Origin of the sequence: Halovalidus salilacus, from assembly GCF_031852275.1 — an archaeon.
GTDB lineage: Archaea > Halobacteriota > Halobacteria > Halobacteriales > Natrialbaceae > Halovalidus > Halovalidus salilacus.
On the sequence record NZ_CP134700.1, the window covers coordinates 2,126,594 to 2,153,584 of the forward strand.

The window sequence follows — 26,991 nt, forward strand, 5'->3', positions numbered from 1 at the left end:
GGATATCGTGGAACGGGAGGGTTCGTTCGGCGGATCCGTTCGGCGTGACGTACGCCCTGGAGACTGTTGAATCCTCGTCCGGCGAGCTCTCGCCGTCGACGACGGTCACGCTTCCGGTCACGAACGGTTCCCGCTTCAGTCCACTCGTGTTCCCCCGTGCTACCGACGGATTCCGGACGCTCGTCGTTCGTCGCCGCACGGGGGAGTCAACGAGATGCGCTCGAGTCACGTTGTCCGCCGCCCTCGCTCGCGCTCGAAAGTTACTCGAGCACGCACGCGCCTGCGGTACCGACGGTGATGGTGGTGCAGGGTGGGTGAGAAAGGAACGGCGTCGGAAGTCGGTTCCCTGCGCCCACCGACCGTCGCCCGGCCGAATCCGGCGCAAGCTACTTGCCCGTCCCTCCGGACGGTTTCGCTATGCCCGACGCCACGCGCTCGAGGGCTGGGTCCGAGGCGGAGTCGGCGGCGATCGACGGGTCGGGGAAGCGCCTGGTCGTGATGAACCCGACGAGCGGCGACGGTGGCCACGCCGAGGCGGTCCGACGGCTCGCCGACGAGCGGGGGTTCTCGGTCGTCGAGACGGAGCGGGCGGGCCACGCGGTCGACCTGGCCCGTAGCGCCGCAACCGACGGCGTCGACCTCGTCGCGGCCTGCGGGGGCGACGGCACGGTCCACGAGGTCGTCCGGGGCCTCGTCGACGCCGACGCCCTCGAGTCGGTGTCCCTCGCCGTGATCCCGGCCGGAACGGCCAACATCTACGCCGAAGGGCTGGGAATCGACACGCTCGAGGAGGGATTCGCGGCCGCGGAGCGCGGTGCCGTCCGCCGTCTCGACGTGGGAACGGCCGGCGACGAGCCGTTCGTCATGTCTGCGATCGCGGGCCTGCCGGCGGAGGCGAGCGAGGCCGCCACCGAGTCCCAGAAAGCGCGGTTCGGGTCGTTCTCCTTCGTCCTCGAAGGCCTCCGGTCGACTCGGGAGTTCAACGGGGTTGAGGTGGCCGTCGAGGCCGATGCCGACGATGGATCGTACGTCTGGCGGGGCGAAGCGCTCTGTCTGGTGATCGGCGTCCTCCGACGGTTCACCGGCGCGAACGAGCCCTCCAACGCCGAGCGCGGACGTCTCGAGGTGATGATCGTCGACCGGGTACCGCCGACGGACGCGCTGGCCGACGTCGTCAAACGCCGGTTCCTCGATCGCGCGGGCGAGAATTCCTGCGTCACGACGATCGAGGCGCGCGACCTCGAGATCGTCGCCCTCGAGGACGAGCCGGTGCGGTTCAGCCTCGACGGGGAAATCAGATCGTACGAGGCGCTCGAGATCGGGATTCGGCCGGGGGCCCTCCGCGTCTGCGTGGGGGAGGAGTACGCCGGTCGCTCGAAATCGTAGTGTGTTCGTTATGGGACCGTCGCGAACGTCCACGACCTCCAGGTGCCGCGGAAGTTCCGCTACTGCTCCTACCGGAACGAGTACCAGGGGCGGATGGGGCTGAGCGAGATCGCCCTCGCCGACGGACGGTGGTTCACCGCTCCGGTCGACGCCCGGTCGTTCCGCGAGCGCGCGATGGACCTGTTCGAACCGGAGGTACTCGAGGGTTCGCTCGAGCGGAGCCTCGTCGCGGGCAGCCCCCTCCGATCGCCGACGGGACGATCAATATCGTCGTCCTCGTTTGCTCCTCGACGCTAACCGCGTTCGCCCGTCGCTCGCCACTCCGCATTCGACGCCTTCGAGGCTCGGATTCCCGTGCCCTGAGCCGCGTTACCGATTTCGACCGTCAGAATCGTCCGCGCCGTGTCGCTCGAGTAACCGCTGGATTCCCGCCCGAATCGCCTCGCTGCGGGTGTGGTAGACCTCCTCTTCGACGAGCGTCTCGAGCGCCGCGAGCTGCTCGTCGCTCGTCCGAAACGTGACGCGCTCGAGCGTGCGGCGGTCATCGAGCCGGGAGTGGTGGGGGTCGGACGCGACGGGATCGGCGGAGGTCTTCTCGGCCATCGTCATCGCCCCCCTCGTTCGACGCGCCGATCCGTCCGTTTCCTCGGTTCGATTCGCCCGACGGCGTCGGCATCTAGCGTCCTCACGGGGACCATGTTCGTGGAAGGTGCTCGCCGGCAAAAAGGGGTCGCGTAGCGCGGTGAAAGTGAAATTGAACGCGGCCCTCCCGCACCGACCGACGGCCAGCGACCGGCGGACGATTCCGGTCCGCGGCCGTCCCGATTCGACGGACAGCGTTAACCTCCTCCGGCCCCTGAACTGGTTGCGGGCAACCGCAGGACACACACCATGCCCGAAGATACGCAATCCTCCCGGAGCGGCAGTAGTACGAGTACGACCGAGAGCGATCGGTTCGAGCGACTCGAGGGCGCCGAGTACGACAGCATCAACGCGTTCCTCCGCGACCGCGTCGCGTTCACGGCCCGCGAGTGGGCGGTCGCCCGCCTCTGTGCCGACTTCAGGACCAAGACGGGGGTCGAGATGACCACCGTCGGAGAGAACCTCCCGGACCTCGTTCCCTTCATGGACGACGCCTACACGCGCCAGGCCGTCTACCAGGCGCGGCGATCCTTCGAGGAGAAGGTCCGCGAAGCGGGGGCGACGTTCCTCTACGGCGCCTACGCCGATTTCTTCACCGCCGACGAACTGGACGAGATCGCCTACGAGGCGACGGAAGTCGCCCGGTTCCTGATCGAGGTCGAGGGGGCATCCCTCCCCGCCGAACGGGAGCGAAACGCCGAGAGACGGGTCCGCGATGCGATGGAGGCCGTCCACCGTGCGAGCCTCGAGTTACGGTACGATCGCTGTCCCAACTGCGGCGAGCGACTCGACGAGGAAGCGATCGAGTCGGAGTGAGGACGGTCCGCGTCGACGGGTGGTGACAGCACACGATGCCGACCGCGACCCTCCGACGCACTCGAGCCGCGACGCACACGAGCCGCGACGCACACGAGCAACGGGTGAGCACCGGTCCCCAGCTGCCGGCTGCCGCGCCGTCCTCGGCGCACCGTCGGTCCTCAGGACCCCTCCGACACCGCGTCCGACTCCCAGCCCTCGCTGTGGATCCGCTCGTCGGGAGCGCCGAGGTCTCGGAGTTCCTCTTTCGTCTCGACGACCATCTCGGGAACGCCGCAGACGTAGAAGTCCCGACTCTCGAAGTCGTCGAACAGGTCCTCGAGGTGCTCCTGGACGTAGCCGATCCGGCCGAGCCAGTCCCAGTCGGGGTCCGACAGGGTGTAGGTCACCTCGCAGTTGCCGTGCATCGTCGCCAGTTCGTCGATCGTGCTCCGGTGGAAGAGCGACTCGGCCGTCCGTTCCCCGAAGACGAGGTGCGCGTCACCGGTCCCCTCCCGGAGGTAGTGTCGCAGTATCGCGAGCAGCGGCGTGAGTCCCGTTCCGCTCGCGAGCAACGCGACGTCGCGGTCGGGATCCTCGAGGGTGAGGTTCCCCTCGAACTCCCCGATCATGATCTCGTCACCCGGCGCGCGGGTGTGCATGTACGAGGAGGCCAGACCGTCGTCGTAGCGCCTGATCGCGAGGGCGAACTCGTCGGTCCCGGGGAGCGTCGTCGGGGTGTACGGTCGGACGACCTCCTCGCCGCCGGCGTCGAACCGAACGGTCGTGTGCTGTCCGGGTTCGTACTCGAGTTCCCGGTCGGGAACGCGCAGGCGGAACCCGGAAACGCGCGATGCGAGTCGGTACCTGTCGACGAGCGTCGCGGTGTCCGTCATCAGATCACCTCGGGGCGGCGGTGGGCGATCATCGGTCTCGGGACGTACGCCGACCGGACGGAAAAGCCGTGGGCCGCGATCTCGTGACGGTCACCTCGAGGGAAACGTCCGACCGCCCCGGCGACCGTGGCGAGCGGGCCTCGATCGGCCTCGACCCACCTCAGTCGGACCCCAGCCAGGAGCCGAGTCGATCGAGCAACGCGGCCGCCAGTCCGACGACGAGCACGGCGGCGAACGCCAGCGTTCGCCGGTGGGTCGACACCCACAGTTCCACGCTCCGGTCGCGCGCCCGCTCGTCGTACGGCCCGCGGGCGCCGAAGTCACCGGAAACCGGCTCGTGGAGGTTGTGCTCCCGGTCGGGATCGACGGGCTCGTCGGTCAACTGGGAGTCGTACCCGCCGCGGGCGAGGCGGCGGTCGAGTCGCCGCGGCACGAGCCGGTTGCCGACGATGGCCTTCAGCGTCGGCGTGCCGACCCACAGCTCGTCGCGGCCGTTGTCGACGGTCCAGGCGATCGCTCGAGCGGCGACCTCGGGCTGATAGATCGGCGGCACGGGCTGGGGTTTCCGGGGCAGGCGGGTCTTCGACCACTCGAACTGCGGCGTGTTCATCGCGGGCATCTGCACCATCGAGAGCTGGACGTCGCAGTCGTCGTGGATGAGCTCCGTCCGGACGGACTCGGTGAAGCCCTGGATGGCGTGTTTCGATCCGCAGTAGGCCGACTGGAGCGGAATGCCGCGATAGGCGAGCGCCGAGCCGACCTGTACGATCGTTCCCTCGTCCCGCGGTCGCATCCGGTCGAGCGCCGCCAGCGTGCCGTGAACGTAGCCGAGGTAAGTGACCTCGGTGACGCGGCGGTAGTCGTCGGCGGTCATCTCCGCGGCCGGGGAAAACACCGAGACCATCGCGTTGTTCACCCAGACGTCTATCGGGCCGAACTCGGCCTCGACGGTCTCGGCCGCGTCCTCGACCTCGTCGGCGTTCGCGACGTCGGTCGGAATTGTGATCGCCTCGCCGCCCGCCGCCTCGACGTCCTCGCGAGCACCCTCGAGTCCCTCCTCGCCGCGGGCGAGGAGGCCGACCTTCGCGCCGCGCTCGCCGAACGCGCGGGCGGTCGCCCGCCCGACGCCGGCTGACGCGCCGGTGACGACGACCACGTTCGAATCGGAGTCGAACTCGTTCGGTTCGGACATGGATCAACTCGTGAGGGGGTTCAGTCGGTTCACCGTCTCGGAGGTGGCGTAGCGCTCCCAGCCTCCGTAGCGGTCCCGGATCGGCCCGCGCGGCACGCTCAGCGCGAGCACGAGGAGACCGGCGACGGTGGCGTTGATCGCGGCCATCGTCGGGGCGCCGAGCACCCACGGAGCGGCGATGATCCAGCCCGCGAGCGGGACGTTCAGGAACCGAATCACCCGCGCGGGTTCGGCGGTCGCGATCACGGTGAACGAGACGACGAGCGAGCCGACGAGGTGGCTGCTGTCGGCCACGAGCCCGTCCGTGCCGAAGACCGTCGGCGAGAGCATGAGCCAGACGCCGACGGCCATCGCGCCGAGGAGCGTCCACGGGATCGAGACGCCCCAGAACGGCTCGCTCACCGGGGAGTCGCCGATCTGTCGCGTCGACGGATCGCTCACGCCGGACTCGTCCTCGGAGATCGTTCCGCCCATCCAGAAGGCGGTCCAGAGGCTATCCCCCCGGCGCATCAGGCGGACGACGTACTGCCCCATCGCGACGACCTCGTCGACGGTCAGCGCGATCATCCACAGCATGCCGAACGCGGAGAGGAGACAGAGCGTACACCACGTGCCGACCATGATCGGCTGGAAGATGACCAGCAGCACCTGTACGAACCCCAGCGGAATCACGACAACACCGAAGAACGCGACCATCCAGGGCATCGTTCGCCACCGGCGGCGGTCGCCCATGAACCCCATCAGCGCCTCGACGGAGTAGGCGACCGCGCCGAGGCCGGCGTCGGAAACGGGGAAGGCCTTCGACACCCTCGAGGTGAGGATCTGCTCGGTTCCGGACCCGTAGATCGGGTCCCAGACGGCGTCGATGTAGCCGAGCTGGAACGCGGCCATGTACCACGAGGCGAAGAAGCCGAACGCCCCGAGCGCGATCAGCGGCGCTCGCTGGGCCGCCGTCGAGGGGTTGTACGACCAGCCCGGCGGGACGGTCGGGCCCTCCATCTCCGAGCGCATCACGACGAGCACCGTGAACGTGATCACCAGGATTCCGACGAGGGTGTTGTTCGCGTACGCGGCCGCCGTCGGCGCCCAGAACGCGATCGGCGAGAGCACCAGCCACAATCCGACGCCGCCGTTCGCGTAGTTGGCAAATCCGCTCTCCCGGAGGATCGTGAGGCCCGCGAGCGCGATCAGGACGAGTCCGGTGAGGACGGTCCCCCACGTCATCGACGCGCTCCCGTAGCTCAGCGTCGGCGGACTCGCGAGGAGCCAGACGCCCAGCGAGATCACGGCGTACTGCGGCCACACCTCCTTCGTCGGGTGCGCGAGCATCATGTCGCCCGGCCGCATCGACCCGCCGTCTCCCCCGTCGTCACCGTCTCCGCCGCTTCCATCGTTCCCTTCGCCGCCACCGTCTCCGCCGCCGCTATCGTTCCCTCTGCCGCCGTCACTCCTTCCGCCGCCACCGTCACCTCCTCCGCCGCCGCCAGTCACGGCGTTTGCGTCCGCCGAATCGTCACCGTCGGTCACGTCGTCGCCACCCGTCGGACCGCCGCCGTCGGTCAACGGGCGTGGTGCTCGAGCGTCTCTCGATTCGTCTGTCGGTTCACCGATCGAATCGTCGGGTCTGTCGCCTGTCATTGCTACCTCCGTCTCTCAGGTTCGGTCGTCCGTCGAACGAACGACTCCCCCGCTCGAGTCGGCCTCGAGCGACTCGCCGCTGCCGACGGGGACCGGAGCCCAACTGTCCGAGCCGTCCGTGTCGGCGAGGGTGAGCGCCGCGTTGAGGAGGCCCACGTGGCTGTACGCTTGCGGGACGTTGCCGCGCTGTTCGCCGGTCTCGGGGTCGATTCCCTCGGCCAGCAGGCCGAGCGGGCTGGCGCGTTCGCAGACGGTCTCGAAGCGCTCCGCCGCCTCGTCGGTACGCCCGGCGAGCGCGAGCGCGGTGACGAGCCAGCACGAGCAGACGACGAACGGGCTCGCCCGCCCGGGGAGGCCGTCGTCACCCTCGTAGCGTCGGACGAGGCCCCCCTCGGTCGCCAGCCGATCGATCACGGCGTCGATCGTCCCCTGCACCCGCGGGTCGTCGGCCGGGAGGAAGCCGACGACCGGGATCAGCAGGTTCGCCGCGTCCAGCGCGTCTCCGTCACCGAACGAGCGGACGAATCCCCCGACGTCCTCGTCGTACCCGCGCTCGAGGATCGCCTCCCGGACGTCCTCGCGACACGTTCGCCACCGCTCGAGCGGGGCCGACACCCGCTCGTCGGCCGCCTCGGCGAGTCGGATTCCCCGATCGAGGGCCGTCCAGCACATCACCTTCGAGTAGACGAACTGTCGGGGGTCGTCCCGGACCTCCCAGATGCCGGCGTCGGGTTCGTCCCACCCGTCGCAGACGTAGTCGATCAGGTCGCACATCACCGACCAGTCGTCCCGCGTCACCGGTTCGCCGTACCGGACGCTCTCGTAGATGGCGAGGATCAACTCGCCGTAGACGTCGAGTTGGTGCTGGTCGTGGGCCGCGTTGCCGACGCGGACGGGGGCCGAGCCGCGGTATCCGCCCAGGTGGTCGAGAACCGCCTCGTCCAGGTCGTTCTCGCCGTGGAGGCTGTAGACCGGCTGGATCTCCGCGGGATCGTGGTCCCGGCAGTGGTCCAGACACAACCGGAAGTAGGAGCGAGCCTCCTCGAGGTGGTCGAGTTCCGAGAGCGCCCGCACCGTGAACGCCGCGTCGCGGATCCAGTTGAACCGGTAGTCCCAGTTGCGGACGCCTCCGACGTCCTCGGGCAGCGAGGTCGTCGGCGCCGCACAGACCGCGCCCGTCTCACGGTGGATGAGGAGCTTCAGGACGAGCGACGAGCGGACGGCGAGGTCGTGCCACGGCCCGGCGACGGGGCAGTGCGTCCCGTCGCAGTCGTGAGTCCACTCCCGCCAGTACTCGAGGGTGCGCTCGAGGGCACGCCGGAGGCGCTGGGGCTCGAGCGGGACCGGCCCGCCGTATCCGAGCGCGAGCCAGCGCGTCTCGCCGGGTTCGAGCGTCACCGTCGCGCTCGCCGCGTCGCCGTCGGCCGACGGCTCGAGGGGGAGGTCGCTCGAGAGGACGACTCGCTCGTCCTCGCCGACCGCCGCGACGCCCTCGTCGGTCGGTTCGACGTCGGGGACGACCCGCCCGTAGTCGAGGCGGGGTTCGAATTCGACGGCGATTCGAATTGGACCGTCCTCGCACGTCAGCTTCCGGTAAATTGCGGTCGAGCGGTCGACCTCGTCGGCCTCGGCGACGGGGACGAAGTCGGTCAACGTCGCTTCCCCGCCCGCGGTGCGGAACGTCGTCTCGAGGACGTTCGTCAGATCGCGGTACCGCTGAACGGACTGGTACGATCGCGTCGGACGAATGGCGAAGCGGCCGCCGCGGTCGTCGTCGAGCACCGCGGAGAAGACGCTCGGCGACTCCACGTGCGGGAGCGGACACCAGTCGATCGAGCCGTCGCGACCGACCAGCGCGACCGCGTCTCCGTTCCCGATCGCCCCGTACTCCTCGAGTGCGGTGTACGACATGACGTGTGAGTGTGGTCCGCGTTCGTTCGACGTTCGAGATCGTTCGTCGATCGTCGATCCATTCGTCGTCGCTCCAGCGAGTTCCATATTCGGCAGTCGCACGAAAGGCCGGGTGACGACCGTCGACGATGCGACGGTCGTTCGGTTCGTGGCCCCGAACTTCGACCGTCTCGGGGTCGCTCGAGTTCCCGTGTCGTGGCCGCGTCTCGGGCCGGGGCGATCGTTCGGGTCAGGCCGAGGCCATGTTCCGGCAAGTCTCCGCGCAGTCGCGGAGGACGTCGGCGCAGACCTGGCAGTGCTCGGCGTCGTGGCGCTCGCACTCCTCGGCGCACTCCTCGCAGGCGTCGGCGGTGATCTCGGCGAGGTCCGTCCCGTATTCGGAATCGCGGGCCATGAATCGCGCGTGCATCGCCGTCAGGTCGGCGACGTCCCGACAGAGCCGGACGCACGTCGCCATCTCCTCGCCCTCGTCCGCGCACTCGTCGGCGCACCACTCGCAGGCCTGTACGCACTCGAAACAGCTGTCGATACACCGCTGCATCTCCTCGTTGTCGCTCAGGTGGTCGATCTGGTCCAGCGCCATCGCGTCGTAAGCGAGACGGCGATGGACTTCGTTATCCGTCCACCACAACCAGCCGGCGGATCGGTGAGGGACCGTACACCGGGAGGGCGGCGCCGAACGGTCGTCCGGTGAGGATCGATTTACGAGGGATTACCGTCGCTCAGGCGGCGTTCAGTCCGGCGTCGGTGCGCCCGGTCCCGGCCGCGAGCCGTTGCGATCCCATGCCGTACCTTGAGTGCCGCCGAAGCCGTACCACGGCCTGTGGATCCCTCCCTCACGTCCCTCCTCAGCGTCCCGTTCGCGATCGTCGCCGGCACCGCGGCCGGAACCTTCGCGCTCCTCTGCTGGGGGATTTTTCGAAACTCCCCGTTCGGGACGGCGGTCGCGCTCCTCTCGCTCGGGATGGTCGCGCTGACGATCTACCACACGATGCTGCTCGTCGTCGGTCCGGAGTCGCTCGCACTCCACGTGCTCCGGAGCGCGGCGAACACGATCGTCGCCGTCTTCCTCGGGCTGTTGATCCTCCGCCACCGGCAGCTCGGGCGAGCGCGGTCGGGAGGTGATCCGCGGTGGTCGGAGTGACCTCCTTCGTCGGGTACGACCTCGCGATCGGCGTCGTCGTCGCCCTCGAGTTGCTCTACTTCCTCTCGCTGGAGGACTCGGTGACGACGTACCGACGGTTCGTACTCGTCACCGTCGCCGGGCTCGTCCTCGGCGTGACCGGCGGGCCGGTCGCCCAGCTCGTCGCGCCGTCGCTCGTCCACTGGGTGCACGGGACTGCGGCGCTGCTGGTCGTCTTCGGGCTCTACGACCCCGTGAGGAACGACGTCCGATCGGCGGAGTGGGCGCGAGTGCTGCTCTCGGAGCCGACGGATATCCGGCGGTCGGCCGACTGGATGACGCCGATGGACGACGAACTCCTCGGCGCGTTCCACGGCGCCGACCTGGTCCTGACGCCGTCGGTCGTCGCCTACAACACGGGCTACAGCCGAAAGGAGGTGAACCGTCACCTGATCGAACTCGCCGACCACGAACTCCTCGAGAAGGTCGAACGGGGTAAGTATCGGTTAACGCGCCGCGGCGAGCGCTACCTCCGCGGACAGCTTCGTACCGTCCGGTCGACGGGCGACGAAGCGGTCGCTCGCGGCTGAGGTGTAAGGGCCCGATTCCGACTCCTAAACCCGTTCCCGCCGCGCGCCCGAGGGCGCGGATCAGTCGTTCGCCGGTCGCTTCGCCCGGTCCGCGCTCGCGCGCCTCCCCGATCGTCTCCCGCACATCGACCGTGTGCCCCTCCTCGGCGGCGCGGTAGGCGGCCTCCGTCAGCGCCGTTATCTCGAGTCCCACCTCGCCCCGAACGGCGGGCTCGAGTTCGATCGAGAGCGCGGCGTTCACGTCGATGCGGGGTGAGCCCGCCGACCGCCGGACGGGAATCCGACCCCCGACCCAGAATCGCGGGTGGGCCTCGATCACTCGCGCACCGCGGTGGTCAGCACGGGTACCGGCGCGGTACGGATGACCCGCTCGGTGAAACTCCCGAGCAGAATTCGGTCCAGTTCGGACCAGCCGTGGGTGCCCATAACGACGAGGTCGACGTCGTTCGCGTCGGCGTACGCCGTGATCTCGTGGGAGACCGATCCGGCCTCGACCGCCGTCACGACGTTCTCCTCTCCGAGGCCCGCTCCCGACGCCGCGTCCGCGAGTACCTCGTCCGCCTCCCGTTCGTCGTCCGCCGAAAGCCGGTCGGATCGCGGATCGACCGTCTCCGGCAATTCGTCGACGACGAACAGCAGGTGGACCGTCGCGTCGTGTCGCTCCGCGATCCGCGACGCCAGTTGCAGCGCCGCTCGAGCGTGCTCGCTGTCGTCGGTCGGGACGAGGACGTCGCGGTACGGGTACGTCCGCCTCACATCGTCGCCGGCGCGAACCGTCATCACCGGCACCGGGCTCCGATTGACGACGGATTCCGTCGTCGTCCCGAGGATGTACTCGCCGAGTCCGCGTCGGCCGTGCGCCCCCATGATAACGAGATCGACGCCGTGCGTTTCGGCGTACTCGGGGATCGCCTCCCGCGGTTCGCCCCCGATAACTCGATCCGTGACCGGGACGTTTCGGTCCGCCGCCAGCGATCGCGCTCGAGCGACGATTTCCTCGCCCCCCTCGTCCCGGACGTCGACGTCGCGGTCGTCGGACTCGCCGCCGTTCGGGTCGCTCCCGCTCGCGACGTGGAGCGCGTGAACGGTCGCGCCGGTGTCGGCGGCGATCTCGAGCGCGTGTTCCAGCGCGCCCGTCGCGGCCTCGCTTCCGTCGACCGGGACGAGCAGCGAATCGTCCATACCGGACGTTCCACGCTGGTCCGGTTTACGCTTGGGGGACACCCTCGCAGCGGGCGGGGGAACTATCCGGACGTCCGCTCGGGGTGGACGTCCTCCTCGGAGACGTGGTCGCTAACCGGCGGCTCCCTGCCGAGGACGTTCGCGACGATATCGCGGTTGTTCGAGAGGAGGTGGTACAGGCGCTCGCGTAGCCACCTGTAGGTTCGATAGCGGCCCAGGAACGCGACCGGTCGTTCGGGGAGCACGCCTGCGAGGACGAGCGCCCGTTCGGTCGCGGCACCGCACGAGTACACCGCGTTCTCGGTGATCAACTGCGCGCACTCCTCGTAGTCCTCCGGGAGGTGCTCGCGTTCGACCTCGCTGAGTCGCGACCGGCCTCGTCGAACGTCGGAGAGCTCGACCGGTTGGACGTCGCCCCGACGAACGGCGAACGTCGCGGACCACGTGCAGAAGTTACTCGATTCGGACGTCGAACCGGGTCGGACACGACTCGATTCGGTTCGCGTCCGTTGCGTACTCGATGAGTCCACAATCGGAAAGGAGGGGGAGGTGGACGTGGTGAAGCGAACACGCAACGCGTGCGACGATCTCCTCGTCGACCGCGTCCGCGCCGTTTTCGCGCGCCGCGATCCCTGCCGCCAACTCGGCCAGTTCGATGGGAGGTTCCTGTCCTGCGAGTACGTCGAGCGCCATTCCGCGTCGTTCTCCGGCGAGGATCCGGTGTCGATCGCTCTCGAGAAGGTCGTTCGCGTCGTGCGATCCGCGGATAGGGTGGCTCATCTTGGGGACACTCCGATTGACCGGGGGACGGTCAACGTAGTTCCTCCTCAGAACGCGATCGTCCCTAAGGGTGTAGCAAAACTACGTAGGTTCTCCACCGGTGGATGACGACTAGTATCGCGACCGGGGGGAAGAGCGCCCCGGTCTCGGAACGTCGAACGACCGGCCCGTCGCCGGAGACCTTCCGTCGGCGGAGGGTTAACGTTCGTGCGGCTCGGTTACCGTAGTAATGGCCGCGAACGCGCTGACCGAACCCCTCCGGGAGACGCTCGCTCTCTTCGACGATTCCGGAACGCCGCGGACGACCAGCGAGCTCGCCGACAGGCTCGACCTCGGTCGACGAAGCACGTACGACCGTCTCGAACGACTCGTGGAGCGCGGCGAACTCGAGACCAAGAGCGTCGGCGCGAGCGCCCGGGTGTGGTGGCGCCCTCGGTCGTCGGCCGATCCCTCCTGGGACTCCGGGGGTCGGTCGGATCCGGAGTTTCGATCGGTCGTCGACCCGGTCGAGGAGTACGCGATCTGTCAGCTCGATCCGAGCGGTCGCGTTCGCACCTGGAACGCGGGCGCCGAGAGAATCACGGGTTGCGCGACCGACGACGCGCTGGACGAACACGTCTCCACGTTCTACGCGGCGGAGGGACGGCAGACAACTGCTCCCGAGACGATGCTCGAAACGGCCGCGGAAGGGGGATCAGCCAGAACGGACGGACGGTTCGTCAGAGCCGACGGTTCGACGTTCTGGGCGGCCGTCACCGTCGACGCGATCCGTGACGGTGAGGGCGAACTCGAGGGGTACGTCTGCATCGTGCGGGAGACGACCGGGCACCGGGAGAAAGAACGCGAGCTGCGTCGTCAGCGCGATCTCGCCGAACGACTGATCGACGCCGCTCCGGTCCGGTTACTGATCACCGACGCGGACGGTTCGGTAGAGCGGCTCAATTCGCGGGCGAGACGCGATCTCGGGATCGATACCCGCGAATCGAGCGATCCGAGGTTCGTCTGGGACGCGTTCGAACTGTACGACCCCGACGGCGATCCCATCTCCGCCGGGGAGCACCCGGTAACGATCGCGATCGAAACAGAGGAACTCGTTTCGGAGGCGGTGGTCCGGTACGACGATCGAGACGGCGACCGACGGTGGGTAACGCTCACCGCCTCGCCGGTCTTCGGTGACGACGGGAACGTAGAACGGGTCGTCGTCGCCGGTAACGACGTCACCGACCGACGACGGACGCGGCGCCGACTCGAGCGCCAGCGCGAGGAACTCGAAGCGAAACTCGACGAGGCGTACAGCCGCATCGACGACGGTTTTTTCGCTCTCGACGACGATCTACGGCTAACGCTCGTCAACCGCTGGGCGGGCGAACTCGTCGGACGACGCTCCGAGGATCTCGTCGGCGAGCGCGTCCGTGACGTCTTCGACTTGGGCCCGAAGACGAGTGCGGCGTTCGAGGAGGCCGTTCGAACTCAGCGTCCGACGTCCGTCGAGGAGTACCACGAGTCGTTCGAGGCGTGGTTCGAACACCACGTCTACCCCTCGGAAACGGGACTGTCTGTCTATTTCAGGGACGTCACCCGGCGCAAAACGCGAGAAACCGAGTTGAAACGCCAGCACGAACAACTCGAGGCGCTCAACAACCTCCACACCGTCGTTCGTGGCATTACGGACGCGGTCACCGAACGGTCGACCAGGGAAGAGATCGAGCACGTCGTCTGCGAGCACCTCGCCGAAACGGAATCGTACCTGTTCGCCTGGATCGGCGACGTCGACGTCACCACGCAGACCGTGGACTGTCGGACCGAAGCCGGCGTTGACGGTTACCTCGACGGCATCACAATCTCCGTCGATCCGGACGACGAACGGAGCAAGGGCCCGACGGGGAGGGCCATCGCGAAGCGCGAGACCCAGACGACCCAGGACATCCGCGCCGACACCCGACACGACCCCTGGCGGAGTCACATCGAGAAGTACGGCTTCCGCTCTTCGGCCGCGATCCCGATCGTCCACGAGGAGACCGTCTACGGGGTGTTGAACGTCTACGCCGAACGGCCCAGAGCGTTCGAGGGTCGAGAGCGGGACGTGATCGGCCAACTGGGAGAGCTGGTCGGCCACGCTATCGCGGCGACCGAACGGAAGCGCGCGCTGATGAGCGACGTCGTCGTCGAGCTCGAGTTTCGGATTCGGGACGTCTTCGACGCGCTCGACGTCGACGGTTCCTCCGCCGGAACCATCTCCCTCGACCACACGGTTCCCATCGAGGACGACGAGTACCTCGTCTACGGACGCGCGACGGCGGACGCGATCGACGGTCTCGAGGCACTGGTCGAAACGCTTCCCCACTGGGTCGACCTGACGTATCGAACCGACGGCGACGAGAGGGGGTTCGAACTCCGGCTCTCCGAGCCGCCGGTTCTGTCGACGGTCGCGTCGATCGGGGGAGCCGTCGACACCGCCGTCATCGAGGACGACGACTACCGGATGACGCTCCACTTAGCCCCGGGAACCGACGTCCGCACGGTCGTCGACACCGTGCAAGAGGCGTACCCCGACGCGGAGCTGTTGACGCAACATCAGCGCCGAATCGACACGAGCGAGCGGGTCCGCGACGTGCTCGGGGCGAACCTCACCGATCGACAGCGAGCCGTTCTCGAGGCCGCGTATCACGCGGGTTACTACGAGTGGCCGCGCGACGCGTCAGGCGAGGTCGTCGCCGAGTCGCTCGACATCGCCCCGCCGACGTTCCACCAGCACCTCCGGAAGGCCCACCGAAAGGTGTTCGACTCGCTGTTGTCGACCCCCATTCAGCGACCGTCGGGATAACGGGCGGATCCGCCGGAATTCGTGCACCCGTCGCATCGACAGCCCCAGTTATCGGGAGAAAACGCCTTCTGCGGGTGGGTGCCGCTGTCCGTGTGCCCGCCTGGGTGCTATCCGGACGCACCGTACCTTGACGCCCACGGACTCGTCCCCCTCCACGGAACGGCGGCAGACGTGGAACTGACCGACGTCGCCGAGTTCGGCTGTAAGACGACGCTACTCGCCGGTGCCGTCGACGTCGGTGAACCGTGACGTCGCGTCTTCGGGCCCCTTCGTGTGGCCGCCGCGGCCTTTCTGCTGGTACTCACCGTCCTCGAGCGGACCTCGTGACGGTCGGCATCGCGGTCAACGTCGGTATCCCCGGTACGCTTATTTTCTGTCCTCGATGTGAACCCGGTCGCTGAAACGTGGACGCGGAGAGTCGCGTCTAACGGGCGTGAATACGATCGCCGGCGCGACGGTAGACCGCGCCGGCGAGTACCGAGCCGACGATCGTACCGACGACGATAGCGGCCCCCGTCCCGACCGGAAGGAGCACCCCGGCGGCGATCGCCACGAGAACGCCGATGCCGAACGCCCCGAACGAGGACGCGACCCGCCGTCGCCGTTCGGGAGCGCCGTCGGCGAACCCCCACGCGACGACGCCGGCCGCGACGGCTCCGGCGACCAACCCCGCCGGGATGCCGACCAGCAGCGAGAATTCGATGCGCGAGTGGAGGAGTTCCGTCACCGTAACCGTGACGACCAAAAACGCGGCGAGGCCGGCGGTGACGAGGTAGCCGATCGATCGGAGATGCACGAGTATCACGACCGCGTACGTCTCGCGGCCTGATATACTCGAGTTCCGATTCCTGCTCGCCGAGAGCGCGATGGACGAGTCCCCGTCCGCCGAACGGGAGCGCGGTATCGGCCCGCTTTTCGTCGTCGCTCGAGTACCATCGACCGAGATGGACGGAGAATCGACGAAAGACGTCGACCCGACCGACGCCGACCACCGTGAGATCGGTGCGGGCCTGCTGGACGAGGAGATGGGGCCGAGTTCGGCCGTGGCCCACCTCTACCGCGGCGAGATCCACCGGATGAAATTTTGGCGCGAACGTCTGGACCAGACGACATACTGGGCGATCGTCGTGATGAGCGCGATCCTGACGTGGTCGTTCTCGAGCCGAGAAAACCCCCACTACGTCGTGTTGCTGGGCGCGGCGGCGGTGACCGCGTTCCTGATCGTCGAAGCGCGCCGCTACCGCGGCTACGACATCTGGCGCGGGCGCGTCCGAACGCTCCAGAAGAACGTCTTCGCGTACGGACTCGATCCCTCCGCCGGGCTCGAGGATCCGGCGTGGCGCGAGAAGCTGAGCCAGGACTACCGACGGCCGACGATGAAGATCAGCACCGAAGAGGCGATCGCACACCGCCTCCGGCGGATCTACCTGCTCCTGTACACGATCACCCTCGGTGCGTGGGTCGCCCGCATCACCGCGTTCGTCGATCGGCCGCTGCCCGAAAGCGCCGCCGTCGGGGAAATCCCCGGGATCGCCGTCATCGCCACGGTCGCCGCGGGTTACCTCCTCGCTGTGTTCGTGACCGTTCGACCGCGAACGTGGCGGGCCGAGGACGAACTCCGCGAAGCGGAGATTGGCAAGCACCGCTGAGTCGGGACCTCGTCCTCGGCGTCCGCCACGTCCAGGGGGCGGTGGCGCCCTCTCGGCGGTGGCCGCTCGAGGGAGCGCCCGGCGCCGACTCAGACGAACGCGAGCGGAACCATGATCGCGATCCCGACGGCGATTCCGCCGGCCAGTTCTCGCTTTCCGCCGCCGGGCAACTCCTCGCCGACGTCCAGCGCCTCCGGAATGAACTCGCTGAGTACGAGGTAGATCATCGCCCCCGCGGCGAAGCCGAAGCCGTACGGGAGGAGCGTCCTGGCGATCCGGACGAACGCGAACGCCATGACGGCGCCGATCGGCTGCGGGAGACTCGAGAAGGCCGCCCACCAGACCATCTTCCACTCGGAGACGCCCATCGTTTTCAGCGGGATCGAGATGGCGGTTCCCTCGGGCACGTTGTGGATCGCGATCGCGATCGTCATGAAGATCGCGAGGAGGGGAACGGTGAAGCCGAGGATCTGCGTCCCGCCCTCGAGGCCGAGATCGGCGAACGAGACGCCGACGGCGATCCCTTCGGGGAAGCTGTGGACGGTCAGAATGCCGAGGATGAGCACGAGTTTCTTGAAATCCGCCTCCTCGTACTCGCGCGGATCGATGTCAGCGTCGACGATGACCTCGCGGGCGACCACGACGAGCGCGACGCCGGCGGCCATGCCGATCGCGATCTCGAGGGCCGTCCCTTCGGCCAGCCCCTCGTCGACGAGACCGAACAGCGACGCCGAGAGCATGATTCCCGACGAGAGCCCCCAGAGGACGACGTTCCGGCGGTCGCTGATCGAGTCGAAGAAGAAAAACGGCAGCGCGCCAACCCCGGTCGCCAGCGCCGAAAGGAGCCCCGCGACGAACACGAACGCGATATTCTCGAGGAGGGCCATCTCCGTCCGACGTGTCGGACCGTTCGTATAAATCACCGACGAAAGCGGCGCGCTCGTCGGTCGCAGAGTGCGGTTCGGCGGGTCGTCGTCCTCCGGCAGCGCGAGCGTCGAAACGGGACGGAATCAACTGATCTCGAGACGACGGTGCTCGGGGATTGGAGGGGATATCGATTCCGCCGTTACGGGATGTGGACCGACGGCGATGGAACTGTCGGTGCGTTTCCGTAACCCGAGGACGACACCCGACGCGAGCCGAACGGCGACGAGCAGGCCGCCGATCAGCAGTACGATGTCCGGCGGCGCCGAGTCAGGATCCGGGGACCAGGCCATCCCTGCGAACCCAACCCGTCCCCTAGCCAGTCGGATATCACGTTCCGGTTCTTCGGAACGGTTTCGATGACCGGCGTCGTCGGCCCTAACCCGATCGTGGGCACCGCCCTCCGCACCGGCTGCCGGAGTTTTGGCAGTAGGTTTTATCCCGGTACCGTCAGATATCCGTGTGAGTGAATGACGTACCAACGAGCGCGCGTCCTGCGCTGGGGTCCGGAGGTGGACGTTCCGTGAGCTACGTCTTGTGGGCGTTGCTGGCGATGGCCTGTTATTCGTTCGCGGTTCCGTTCATGAAACTCGCGATGCAGGACCTGCCGGCGTTCACCGTCATGCCTATCGCGGTCGTGACGCTGGCCGCGGGAGCGACGACCGTCGCGGCGTTTTTCGGCGAGTGGTCGCTTCCCGCGGTGACGAGTCGCCCCGTCGCGTGTGCGCTCGTAGCAGGAGTCTGTCTCGTCGGCGCCGTGGTCGGATACTTTCGTGCGCTCTCCACTGGCCCCGTCAGCGTCGTCGTTCCGATTTTCGGGATGTTCCTCGTCGGCGGTGCTCTACTCGGTATCGTCGTACTCGGTGAGAGTATTACGGCGAGGAAGATACTCGGCATGGCGTTCGGTTCCGTCGCAATCGTTCTCATCGCCTCTTGAACCCGAGTCTGCTGACGTGTGGCCCGAGCCGTCCACGCGCTCATCGCAACCCGGGTTGCGATCGACGGTCCCATCGAACACCCGACTGCGACGTTCTCGTGCTCGAACCAGGTACTTCGTTCGGCGGAAGTCGTCTCCGTCCTCGGTAGTCACGTGAACGCGATTCGAGTCCGTTCACCGCCGTTCCCTTCTCCTGTCGGGAACGTGAGCCAACTGTCACAGTCGCACGCTAGCAACGAGAAAGTAAGTGTGATGATGGGTTCCTCCTAACTGGAGGTGTACACATCAATTCACTGTTTATCCGTGTGCACGCTCACCAGCACGCGGTGAGTACACCCGCACGGCGAACGACGAGTCCGCGCCATCGCGAGAAACGTATTTGCTATTCCGTCCCTAAAGGGAGGACACAATGATGGCGACGACTCACGCGTTCGCGGGGATGGCGCTCGCCCTCCCCGTCCTCGCGACCGCCCCGGAGTTCGCCCCCGCAGCGTTCGTCGCGGGGCTCGTCGGCGGCCTCGTCCCCGACCTCGATCTCTACGCCGGTCACCGAAAGACGCTTCACTACCCCGTCTACGCACCGATCGCGGCTGTACTCGCGGTCGCGATGGCGCTCCTCGCGCCGTCGACGGCGACCGTCGCACTCGCCGTCGGACTCGCCGCAGCGGCCCTCCACGCCGTGACCGACGTCGCCGGTGGCGGCCTCGAGTTACGCCCCTGGCTCGCGGGCTCGGAGCGGGCGGTCTACAGTCACTACCACGGACGGTGGATCCGACCCCGCCGCTGGATCCGCTACGACGGCGCCCCCGAAGACCTCGCGCTCGCCGGTTTCGTCGCGGCGCCCCTGATCGCCGCGGGTGACGGCCCTATCGGTACCGTCACGATCGCGCTGCTGGGGGTGTCGACCGTCTACGTCCTGCTTCGGAAACCCCTCGCGACCGTCGCCGAGCGGCTGGCGGGGCTGGTACCGCCACCGCTACACCCGTACCTCCCCGAACGCTACCGCGGAGCCTGACGGGTATCCGCTGACGACACCGATGACACGATCGCTGGCGTCAGCGACATCGGTTCTCGACTGCGGACCCCTCGAGAATCGATCGGCGATGCGGTCACCGAGCGACGGTCACCGGCATCGAGGCTCGGCGGACGACCTGCTCCGCGACGCTGCCGAGTAACATCCGGGAGACGCCCGATCTGCCGTGACTCCCGACGACGATCTGATCGATACCGTGATCCTCCGCGAACGAGACGATGGTTCGAACCGGGTCGCCGATGACGATTTCGGTCGTCAGCGATCCGTCGTGACCGCGTTCCTCCGCGATCTCTCGCGCCGACTCGACCAGCGTCTCGGCCTTCTCCTCCTCGATATCGAGGAGTCGCTCGAAGTTGAAGGGGGCGTCGGTCCGATACATGGCCGTCTCGGGATCGACGACGTGTAACACCGTGATGTCGGCGTCGGGAAACGTGGTCACGGCGTGTTCGATCGCGGCCCGTGCCGGGTCGGAGTCGTCGATCGGGACGAGGAGGTTCATACGCGACCGTTCGACGACCGACGGTATATACGCTGGGCAACTTCCAACGATCTGGGACGGCGCTCCCGTACTGGCGACGCTCCCGCGGGGCCGGCACCGCCGGATAGGGGTGCCAGTCCTCGAAAACGGATTCTGCGGTCGAACGCGATCGTCCGAGGGACGCACTGGACGCGAGCCGCGTGACGCTCGAGTCGGGCAAGGGGAGGCATACATCCGACCGAGAGACGCGATCCGTGCGAACGAGCCGACCGAGCCGCGGTTCGGTATCCCTATGTATTCCGCATCGCGACTACGAACTGTCACGATGAACGCATCGGTCGTCCGCGCGCTGGAACGCGGGATTCGGTACGCATTGCTCGCGGTGTTCGTCGTCGGATTTCGACGACGCGATCCGGGCGCGGTCGTAAACGCCGTCGTCGCGGGGATGGGAACGTACCTTCCCGACCTCGTCGAACGAGCGTACGGCGTGGAGGTTCGCCCCTGGCAGCGCGCGTACGTCCAGGCCGCGATGATCACTCACGCCGTCGGTATGCTCGGTCCGTACGACGAGGTCTGGTGGTGGGACCACCTCACGCACGCGCACTCGTCGTCGATCCTGGGCGGTGCCGTCTTCGCGATCAGCCGACGTCGGGGTCGCGACCCCCGCCCCCGCGTCGTCGCCGCAGTGGCTTGCCTCGGACTGCTCTGGGAGGTCGTCGAGTACGGTATTCACGTCGCGGCGAGTCGCCTCGGCGTCGAACCGATACTCGTCTCGTACGGGAGGAGAGACACCGTTCTCGACCTCTGTTTCGACCTCGTGGGAGCCGTACTCGTTCTCGCGTTCGGCGACCGCGTCCTCGACGATATGGCGGCCGACCAGTGAGTGTCCTGGTCGGTGATTGCTGGCGACGGCCTCGCACACGGAGCCGACTCGTTCTTCTCAGGAGTTGGTGATACGGCTTCCTCCTTCGGAGTGAACCGCGAAACTCGTGTTCAGTAGTGGTACGTGTCTGATCGTCCCGTCTATACGGCGCAGATATCCCGGATTCTGACGACGACTTATGATGCTCGACCCCCAACCAGCGGTATGAGCATTATCGCCGAATTTTCCGTTAAGTCAGATGATCTCGCGCTGAACCACACGCTCACATCGGCTCCACGGATGATCGTCGAGATCGAGCAGGTCGTGGCGACGATGGAAGACCGACTCATGCCGTATTTCTGGGTGACGGGTGGTGATCACGAGGAATTCGAAGCGGCGTTTCAGAACGATCGATCCGTGAAGAACGCCACTATTATCGACGAAGTAGAGGACGCGAGATTGTATCGTGCCGAGTGGACGGAAAACGTCGAGACCATCATCTATGCGTACGTGGAACTCGGGGCGACGCTCATGAGGGCCATCGGTAAAGCGGAAGAGTGGGAATTGCGAATGCGATTCGACAACCACGACTCGCTCTCGAAATTTCGAGACTATTGCGCTGAAAACGATATTTCAATCGAACTCAATCGAACGCAGGAACAGGAGCAGCCGATGGCGAGCGCCCAGTACGATCTCACGCCGACGCAACGAGAGACGCTGGTTACTGCGCTCGAAACGGGCTATTACGAGGTCCCACGCGCGGTGACGATGAGGGAGTTGGCGGACCAGCTGGGGGTTTCCCAGCAGACACTCTCGAACCGATTCCGCGCTGCGTACAAGAACCTCGTGACGAGTACGTTGACGTTCAGTCATCCCGACGAGAACGAAGCCTGACTCTCTACGGACGGACCGTCCGGTCGATGCCCGAAAAGTAGTACTATACAGCCTTCCCCCTCTTCCGCGAAGGGACGGTTTATCCGTGTATGGTTGGGACCACCACCGAGTTCAATACGCTTCTCGAACTGTGTCACGAGCAACACCGCCGTATCGTCCTCGCAGTACTCGCATCTGAGGAGCGGTCGCTAACGGTGAACGACCTCACGAAGGCGATCATCAAACACAATCATCACACGTCTCCCATGGAGGTTTCCAAAGAAGAGTCGCGGACTATTCGCATCTCTCTGCAGCACGTCCACATCCCGAAGTTGGAAGACCTATCGCTCGTCAACTACGATACGGAACGTCAACTGGTGGAACCAACTTCCCAGTTCGATCAGTTGGAACCCCAGCTCTCGGCCATCATCGACGCTGACCCCGGGCTTGAACCGCCAGTTGCACTGTGGGATCGGTCAGCGTGATCGCTGAACGCCCCGGTACGGTGACCGTATTCCTCGGCGTGTAACGCGTAGTCGAGAGTCTGAGTACCGAAGCCGGAACACGATCAGCACTCGGCGGACAAGTACGGTCCCCCACGCCGTTTACACCGTACACCGCGACGAGCGAGAGCCGGAGCTGGAACGGTCGAATACGGCGTGTGCCGGTTTTCGCTCGCGCATCGGCGGCGTCGGATCCGCTACTCGAGGCAGCAGTGACACGTCGACCTCGATCGTATCACACCCGCCAGTGGACCGCCTCGAGTTTCCACTCGCTTCGGCGTCGCCGTCAGTAGTATCGGCGATCACTAGCCTCGAGGGGTACCGCCGAAGATGCGTGAGGCCGGGAACGTGACGACGAAGGCGATGGTGAGTGGTGGAGATGAGTCGTGGACGGGGCTGCGTCCAGCTCCGTCGCCACGTTCTCGCTGCACGGGTGGGACGTACAGCGAACGCGGGTTGACCCCGCATACGGCGGTTGTTAAGGTGCTCGTATCAACTTTCACCCGATTTTGAATGACTGGGAATCATCGAAGTCGTCGGCACGACTCGCCGGAACCGATGCGGCGTGGATCGGCCACGGATCGGCGATAGTGCCGGCAACCCACAGAAACGAAGCGGTGGTGATTCGGCGAGGAGAGTCACGCAGTTGTCGACGAGTGCCCGATGATCCCCATCGAGATGACCGCTCTCGCGTGCCTACCCGGGTGCAGAATTTTCCCGGACGGGACGACGACGAGTTCCTCACGACCAGCGGCGTCCACGTCCCGTCCATCGACTGGATCGCCGGTTGGTACGCGAACGGTCCTTCGACGACCGTGCTTCTGCAATTCTTCCAACAGCGGACGAAGTCGCGTTGCCCGAGGAAATACGTAGTCCCGTCTGGTGCAACTAAATTTGGTTTCTATAGAGGTCCCTCGAGATCCGGTTTGGTTACTCGTTACGCTCAAGGTGATTCGTCCGATAGACAACCGTACGTGTGGGAATAGCACGGATGCGACGAATTGGTGCTGACGATGGGACTCACTCCGAAGACGAGTCGGAAGAAATCGACCGCGGTTACACCACCAGCGGGGAGGACATGCACGTGAGCGGAGGATCCTGATGGCCGGATCGACCGGGTCATCACTCGAGCGGCAGAACCGGCTCCGTTTTTCGGTCGGTGAAGTTACGGGGTCGGTCGGCGATCTCGCCACGGCGCTTCCGCTCGTCGTGGCGCTCGCCGCACTGAGTGACATCTCACTCGCCCACGTGTTGCTCGTGTTCGGCGCGTTCGAACTCCTCTGGGGCGTCGTGTACGGCCTTCCGGTATCGGTCGAGCCGATGAAAGCCCTCGTCGCGCTCGGCATCGCGGGGTCGCTGTCCTACCCGGAACTCGCTGCGGCCGGGGTTGTCCTCGGCATCGTGCTGTTGGTGCTGGGCGGAACGGGGCTCGTCGCGACGATCGAACGGTGGGTCGGCGAGCCCGCGGTGCGCGGTGTCCAGCTCGCGGTCGCCCTCCTCCTGCTGGAAACCGGCGTCGGGCTTTCCCTCGACGACCCGAGCATCGCGGCACTCGGCGGGGCAACCGCCCTCGTCGTGGTCGTGCTCGGATACAAGCGAGCGTGTGCGCTCACCGTCTTCGTCCTCGGCGGCGTCATCACGACCCAGCTATCCGGACTTCCCACGCCCGGATTGCCCGGCCCACCGCCGGTGCCCGACCTGACAGCGGGAGTCGCCGTGAGCGCACTGGACGGCGCACTCGCGCAGTTGGCGATGACCATCGGGAACGCCGCGATCGCGACGTCGCTGCTCATCTCCGACCTGTTCGACGAGGAGGTCAGTGCGGACCGGCTGTCTCGGAATATGGGTGTGATGAACGTGCTCGCGGTTCCGGCCGGTGGGATTCCGATGTGTCACGGCTGTGGCGGCGTCGCCGGCGCGCACGCGTTCGGCGCACGAACGGGCGGTTCGAACGTCGTCCAGGGGCTCGGGTTCGTTACGATCGCGCTGTTCGCACACTCCGCATTCGTCGCCGAATTCCCGCTCCCCATCCTGGGCGTCCTCGTCGGGATCATCGCGCTGGAACTGGGCCGGAACGCGCTCCGGACGACTGCGCTCGGAGTGACCGTCCTGGTCGGCGTGCTCGGTGCGGTTACGAACGTCGCGGTCGGCCTGCTCGTCGGCGCGCTCGTCTACCAGGTCGGCCAGCGCCGTTCGGCAACCGACCCCTAGTCCTAGTTCGACGTGACATCGTGTTGTCTGGTCGACGGAGATCGAAGGCGGCGGTCTCGCTGCTACCGACGCCGTCGGTCGGGGGCGAGTGACGTCGTCGCCCCGGTTTCCCGCCCTACCCAAACGTACTTCCGTTCGAACGTGACACGGTACCAAACGAACGAACCGCATGCAACTCGTCGTCAAACCGCTCCTCGCGGACGAACCGGTCGCGGCCCTCGAGCGGAATTCGATGACCGAACTGGACCTCGAGCACGGCGACTACGTGCTTCTCGAGGGGCGGGCCGGCCGGACGGCCGTCGCCGAGGCGAGGGTTCGTCCGTCCGAGGAGGGGCCGGAACGGACGATCCGACTCCACCGGGAGCTCATCGAGACGCTCGACGTCGATGTCGGCGATGTCGTCGACGCCGAACCGGCGGACGTACGCTCGGCGGAACGGATCGAGATCGCGCTCCCGAGGGACGTCACGTCCGACGAAGCGCTCGCCCTCTCTCGACGCGATGCGCTCGCCGGGCGCGTGCTCTCGAGCGACCGGACGGTGTCGGTATCACCCTCCGTCGACTCGAGCGGGGACCGCCCGGATCGACGGGTACCGATCGAGATCGTGGACGCGGATCCGGACGGTTTCGTCCGGGTCGAGGAGTGGACGTCCGTCGTCGTCTCGCCGGACCCGGCGACGATATCGACGACGCGAGCCGAGACCGAAACCGAAACGGGGGGCGACCGGAGTGCTCCCGAATCCGGGCGGACGGCGCGAGCGGAATCGACGGAACGGACGATTTCGAGCGTCACGTACGACGATATCGGTGGACTCGAGGACGAACTCGCGCACGTTCGAGAGGTCGTCGAGTTACCGATACGGTACCCGGATCTCTTCGCGCGTCTCGGCGTCGACCCGCCGAACGGCGTGCTCCTGTACGGACCGCCCGGCACCGGGAAGACGCTCGTCGCTCGAGCGATGGCGAACGAGGTCGGGGCCCACTTCGAGACGATCTCGGGACCGGAAATCGTCTCGAAGTACTACGGCGAAAGCGAGGAGCGCCTGCGCGAGGTCTTCGAGACGGCCGCGGAGAACGCGCCCGCGATCGTGTTCGTCGACGAACTCGACGCCATCGCGCCCAGGCGCGACGACGCCGCGGGGAACGTCGAGCGGCGGATCGTCGCCCAGTTGCTCTCGTTGCTCGACGGCGCCGACGACGCCGGCCGGATCGTCGTCGTCGGGACGACGAATCGCGTCGACTCGATCGACCCGGCCCTCCGCCGACCGGGCCGATTCGACCGCGAGATCGAAATCGGCGTCCCGGACGCGGAGGCGAGGGCGGAGATCCTTCGCATTCACGCCCGCGACGTGTCCCTTGCCCCGGACGTCGACCTCGAGCGGTACGCCGAACAGACCCACGGCTTCGTCGGCGCGGACCTCGAGAACCTCCTCAGGGAGAGCGCGATGTGCGCGCTCCGACGACTGCGCGAGGCCGAATCCGGCGACGAGTTCGAACTGCCGACCGATCGACTCGAGTCGGTCGAGATCGGCGACGCGGACGTCGAGTCGGCGCTCCGCGGCGTCGAACCCTCGGCGATGCGGGAGGTCTTCGTCGAAGTTCCGGACGTGGGCTGGGAGGATATCGGCGGCCTCGAGGGGGCGAAGCGGACGCTCCGCGAAGCCGTCCAGTGGCCCCTCGAGCATCCGGCGGCGTTCGAACGACTGGCGCTGCGGCCGGCGACCGGCGTCTTACTCCACGGCCCGCCGGGGACCGGGAAGACGCTGCTGGCGCGAGCGGTCGCGAACGAAGCGCAGTCGAACTTCATCTCGATCAAGGGCCCGGAACTCGTCGACAAGTACGTCGGTGAGTCGGAACGCGGTATCCGCGACGTGTTCAGCAAAGCAAGGCAGAACGCACCCACCGTCCTCCTCTTCGACGAAATCGACGCGATCGCCGGCACTCGAGGCGGTTCGAGCGACTCGAACGTCGGGGAGCGCGTCGTCTCCCAACTGCTCACCGAACTCGACGGACTCGAGGAACTCGAGGACGTCGTCGTCCTCGCGACGACCAATCGGCCCGAACTCATCGACGACGCGTTGCTCCGCGCCGGCCGGTTCGAAGAACGCGTCTTCGTCGGCCCGCCCGACGAGTCGGCGCGCCGAGAGATCTTCGAGATTCACCTCCGCGACCGGCCCCTCGCGTCCGACGTCGACCTCGACTCGCTCGCCGCTCGAACGGACGGCGCCGTCGGATCCGATATCCAGGGACTCTGTCGCGCCGCGGCGATGAACGCCGTGGGGGAGTACGTCCGGGGCGCTACCGACGCCGGAGACGAACCCGCACCCGGTGGCGACGGAGGTGCCAGCGGCGGTCGGATCGCCGACGAATTCGGCCGGGAGCCGCGACGGCGGTCCGTCGACGACCTCGAGGTGACCGGTGCGCACCTCGAGCGAGCGCTGGACGCGTTCCGCGAGGACGACGAATCGATCGATCCGTTCGCCGGCCTCGAACGCGAGTGACTCGGTCCGAGAACGCGGGAGGAGTCACCCGTACTGCTAAGTGGAATCGTGATGTGTGTGAT

The 26,991-nt window shown here is 67.0% G+C and carries 27 protein-coding genes; 15 read left to right on the forward strand and 12 right to left on the reverse strand.

What is annotated here, in order from left to right; genetic code table 11:
* Positions 1 to 417 precede the first annotated feature (417 nt).
* Both RJT68_RS10610 and RJT68_RS10615 read left to right on the forward strand, forming a co-directional pair.
* Positions 418 to 1,386, forward strand: coding sequence for a diacylglycerol/lipid kinase family protein (locus RJT68_RS10610; RefSeq protein ID WP_407036530.1), 969 nt, complete (start codon positions 418 to 420; stop codon positions 1,384 to 1,386).
* Positions 1,387 to 1,428: 42 nt separating this feature from the next.
* Positions 1,429 to 1,683, forward strand: a complete 255-nt coding sequence (locus RJT68_RS10615) for a hypothetical protein (protein ID WP_407036531.1) — start codon at positions 1,429 to 1,431, stop codon at positions 1,681 to 1,683.
* Between the two features lie 72 nt (positions 1,684 to 1,755).
* Here the strand turns inward: RJT68_RS10615 and RJT68_RS10620 are convergent, their stop codons facing one another.
* A complete protein-coding gene (locus RJT68_RS10620) occupies positions 1,756 to 1,989 on the reverse strand; it encodes a ribbon-helix-helix domain-containing protein (RefSeq protein WP_407036532.1) in 234 nt (77 codons plus the stop codon).
* A gap of 288 nt (positions 1,990 to 2,277) precedes the next feature.
* Between RJT68_RS10620 and RJT68_RS10625 the strand changes: the two genes are divergently transcribed.
* A complete protein-coding gene (locus RJT68_RS10625) occupies positions 2,278 to 2,844 on the forward strand; it encodes a DUF5806 family protein (protein WP_407036533.1) in 567 nt (188 codons plus the stop codon).
* 161 nt (positions 2,845 to 3,005) lie between these two features.
* On the opposite strand, the gene RJT68_RS10630 is transcribed toward RJT68_RS10625, so the two are convergent.
* The 5 genes from RJT68_RS10630 to RJT68_RS10650 all read right to left on the reverse strand — a co-directional run bounded on the left by RJT68_RS10630 (position 3,006) and on the right by RJT68_RS10650 (position 9,043).
* Positions 3,006 to 3,719 (reverse strand): ferredoxin--NADP reductase, encoded by a 714-nt coding sequence (locus RJT68_RS10630; protein ID WP_407036534.1) that lies wholly within the window; start codon positions 3,717 to 3,719, stop codon positions 3,006 to 3,008.
* A gap of 160 nt (positions 3,720 to 3,879) precedes the next feature.
* The gene (locus RJT68_RS10635; RefSeq protein ID WP_407036535.1) at positions 3,880 to 4,911 is read right to left on the reverse strand and encodes an SDR family oxidoreductase; all 1,032 of its coding nucleotides are present in this window, start codon (positions 4,909 to 4,911) and stop codon (positions 3,880 to 3,882) included.
* 3 nt (positions 4,912 to 4,914) lie between these two features.
* Positions 4,915 to 6,438 (reverse strand): vitamin K epoxide reductase family protein, encoded by a 1,524-nt coding sequence (locus tag RJT68_RS10640; RefSeq protein ID WP_407036536.1) that lies wholly within the window; start codon positions 6,436 to 6,438, stop codon positions 4,915 to 4,917.
* Positions 6,439 to 6,564: 126 nt separating this feature from the next.
* Positions 6,565 to 8,460: a glycoside hydrolase family 15 protein gene (locus RJT68_RS10645; RefSeq protein ID WP_407036537.1), complete on the reverse strand. Its 1,896-nt coding sequence runs from the start codon at positions 8,458 to 8,460 to the stop codon at positions 6,565 to 6,567.
* Between the two features lie 229 nt (positions 8,461 to 8,689).
* The gene (locus RJT68_RS10650; protein WP_407036538.1) at positions 8,690 to 9,043 is read right to left on the reverse strand and encodes a four-helix bundle copper-binding protein; all 354 of its coding nucleotides are present in this window, start codon (positions 9,041 to 9,043) and stop codon (positions 8,690 to 8,692) included.
* Positions 9,044 to 9,283: 240 nt separating this feature from the next.
* Between RJT68_RS10650 and RJT68_RS10655 the strand changes: the two genes are divergently transcribed.
* Both RJT68_RS10655 and RJT68_RS10660 read left to right on the forward strand, forming a co-directional pair.
* Positions 9,284 to 9,604 carry a hypothetical protein gene (locus tag RJT68_RS10655; protein WP_407036539.1) on the forward strand — a complete coding sequence of 107 codons (321 nt, stop codon included), beginning with the start codon at positions 9,284 to 9,286 and terminating at the stop codon, positions 9,602 to 9,604.
* Positions 9,592 to 10,173: an ArsR family transcriptional regulator gene (locus RJT68_RS10660; protein WP_407036540.1), complete on the forward strand. Its 582-nt coding sequence runs from the start codon at positions 9,592 to 9,594 to the stop codon at positions 10,171 to 10,173. Before RJT68_RS10655 ends, RJT68_RS10660 begins: the two co-directional genes overlap by 13 nt.
* A 315-nt stretch (positions 10,174 to 10,488) precedes the next feature.
* Here RJT68_RS10660 and RJT68_RS10665 read toward each other — a convergent pair whose 3' ends face one another.
* From RJT68_RS10665 to RJT68_RS10675, 3 genes are all read right to left on the reverse strand, one after another.
* A complete protein-coding gene (locus RJT68_RS10665) occupies positions 10,489 to 11,355 on the reverse strand; it encodes a universal stress protein (protein ID WP_407036541.1) in 867 nt (288 codons plus the stop codon).
* A 62-nt stretch (positions 11,356 to 11,417) separates the two neighbouring features.
* Positions 11,418 to 11,885: a DCC1-like thiol-disulfide oxidoreductase family protein gene (locus RJT68_RS10670; RefSeq protein WP_407036542.1), complete on the reverse strand. Its 468-nt coding sequence runs from the start codon at positions 11,883 to 11,885 to the stop codon at positions 11,418 to 11,420.
* Positions 11,809 to 12,135, reverse strand: a complete 327-nt coding sequence (locus tag RJT68_RS10675; RefSeq protein WP_407036543.1) for a DUF7344 domain-containing protein — start codon at positions 12,133 to 12,135, stop codon at positions 11,809 to 11,811. The genes RJT68_RS10670 and RJT68_RS10675 overlap by 77 nt, the downstream gene beginning before the upstream one ends.
* Before the next feature lie 229 nt (positions 12,136 to 12,364).
* Between RJT68_RS10675 and RJT68_RS10680 the strand changes: the two genes are divergently transcribed.
* Together RJT68_RS10680 and RJT68_RS10685 are read left to right on the forward strand one after the other, a co-directional pair.
* Positions 12,365 to 14,959, forward strand: coding sequence for a bacterio-opsin activator domain-containing protein (locus tag RJT68_RS10680; protein WP_407036544.1), 2,595 nt, complete (start codon positions 12,365 to 12,367; stop codon positions 14,957 to 14,959).
* A gap of 78 nt (positions 14,960 to 15,037) precedes the next feature.
* The gene (locus tag RJT68_RS10685; RefSeq protein WP_407036545.1) at positions 15,038 to 15,208 is read left to right on the forward strand and encodes a hypothetical protein; all 171 of its coding nucleotides are present in this window, start codon (positions 15,038 to 15,040) and stop codon (positions 15,206 to 15,208) included.
* A gap of 175 nt (positions 15,209 to 15,383) precedes the next feature.
* Here RJT68_RS10685 and RJT68_RS10690 read toward each other — a convergent pair whose 3' ends face one another.
* The gene (locus RJT68_RS10690; RefSeq protein ID WP_407036546.1) at positions 15,384 to 15,755 is read right to left on the reverse strand and encodes a hypothetical protein; all 372 of its coding nucleotides are present in this window, start codon (positions 15,753 to 15,755) and stop codon (positions 15,384 to 15,386) included.
* Positions 15,756 to 15,903: 148 nt separating this feature from the next.
* Between RJT68_RS10690 and RJT68_RS10695 the strand changes: the two genes are divergently transcribed.
* Positions 15,904 to 16,608 carry a DUF2270 domain-containing protein gene (locus tag RJT68_RS10695; protein WP_407036547.1) on the forward strand — a complete coding sequence of 235 codons (705 nt, stop codon included), beginning with the start codon at positions 15,904 to 15,906 and terminating at the stop codon, positions 16,606 to 16,608.
* Between the two features lie 89 nt (positions 16,609 to 16,697).
* Here the strand turns inward: RJT68_RS10695 and RJT68_RS10700 are convergent, their stop codons facing one another.
* On the reverse strand, positions 16,698 to 17,495 hold the full coding sequence (locus tag RJT68_RS10700) for a ZIP family metal transporter (RefSeq protein WP_407036548.1): 798 nt from the start codon (positions 17,493 to 17,495) through the stop codon (positions 16,698 to 16,700).
* A gap of 560 nt (positions 17,496 to 18,055) precedes the next feature.
* Here RJT68_RS10700 and RJT68_RS10705 point away from each other — a divergent pair.
* Positions 18,056 to 18,469, forward strand: a complete 414-nt coding sequence (locus RJT68_RS10705) for an EamA family transporter (protein ID WP_407036549.1) — start codon at positions 18,056 to 18,058, stop codon at positions 18,467 to 18,469.
* Positions 18,470 to 18,878: 409 nt separating this feature from the next.
* Positions 18,879 to 19,484, forward strand: a complete 606-nt coding sequence (locus tag RJT68_RS10710; RefSeq protein WP_407036550.1) for a metal-dependent hydrolase — start codon at positions 18,879 to 18,881, stop codon at positions 19,482 to 19,484.
* Positions 19,485 to 19,578: 94 nt separating this feature from the next.
* Here the strand turns inward: RJT68_RS10710 and RJT68_RS10715 are convergent, their stop codons facing one another.
* The gene (locus RJT68_RS10715) at positions 19,579 to 20,001 is read right to left on the reverse strand and encodes a universal stress protein (RefSeq protein ID WP_407036551.1); all 423 of its coding nucleotides are present in this window, start codon (positions 19,999 to 20,001) and stop codon (positions 19,579 to 19,581) included.
* Between the two features lie 304 nt (positions 20,002 to 20,305).
* Here RJT68_RS10715 and RJT68_RS10720 point away from each other — a divergent pair, with 304 nt between their 5' ends.
* The 5 genes from RJT68_RS10720 (at position 20,306) to RJT68_RS10740 (ending at position 26,929) form a co-directional block, all read left to right on the forward strand.
* Positions 20,306 to 20,863: a hypothetical protein gene (locus RJT68_RS10720; RefSeq protein WP_407036552.1), complete on the forward strand. Its 558-nt coding sequence runs from the start codon at positions 20,306 to 20,308 to the stop codon at positions 20,861 to 20,863.
* A gap of 204 nt (positions 20,864 to 21,067) precedes the next feature.
* Entirely contained in the window at positions 21,068 to 21,736 is a 669-nt protein-coding gene (locus tag RJT68_RS10725) for a helix-turn-helix domain-containing protein (RefSeq protein WP_407036553.1), read from the forward strand.
* Between the two features lie 89 nt (positions 21,737 to 21,825).
* A complete protein-coding gene (locus tag RJT68_RS10730) occupies positions 21,826 to 22,200 on the forward strand; it encodes a DUF7344 domain-containing protein (RefSeq protein WP_407036554.1) in 375 nt (124 codons plus the stop codon).
* A gap of 1,119 nt (positions 22,201 to 23,319) precedes the next feature.
* Positions 23,320 to 24,429, forward strand: a complete 1,110-nt coding sequence (locus RJT68_RS10735; RefSeq protein ID WP_407036555.1) for a putative sulfate/molybdate transporter — start codon at positions 23,320 to 23,322, stop codon at positions 24,427 to 24,429.
* 169 nt (positions 24,430 to 24,598) lie between these two features.
* Positions 24,599 to 26,929 carry a CDC48 family AAA ATPase gene (locus RJT68_RS10740; protein ID WP_407036556.1) on the forward strand — a complete coding sequence of 777 codons (2,331 nt, stop codon included), beginning with the start codon at positions 24,599 to 24,601 and terminating at the stop codon, positions 26,927 to 26,929.
* Positions 26,930 to 26,991: the final 62 nt, after the last annotated feature.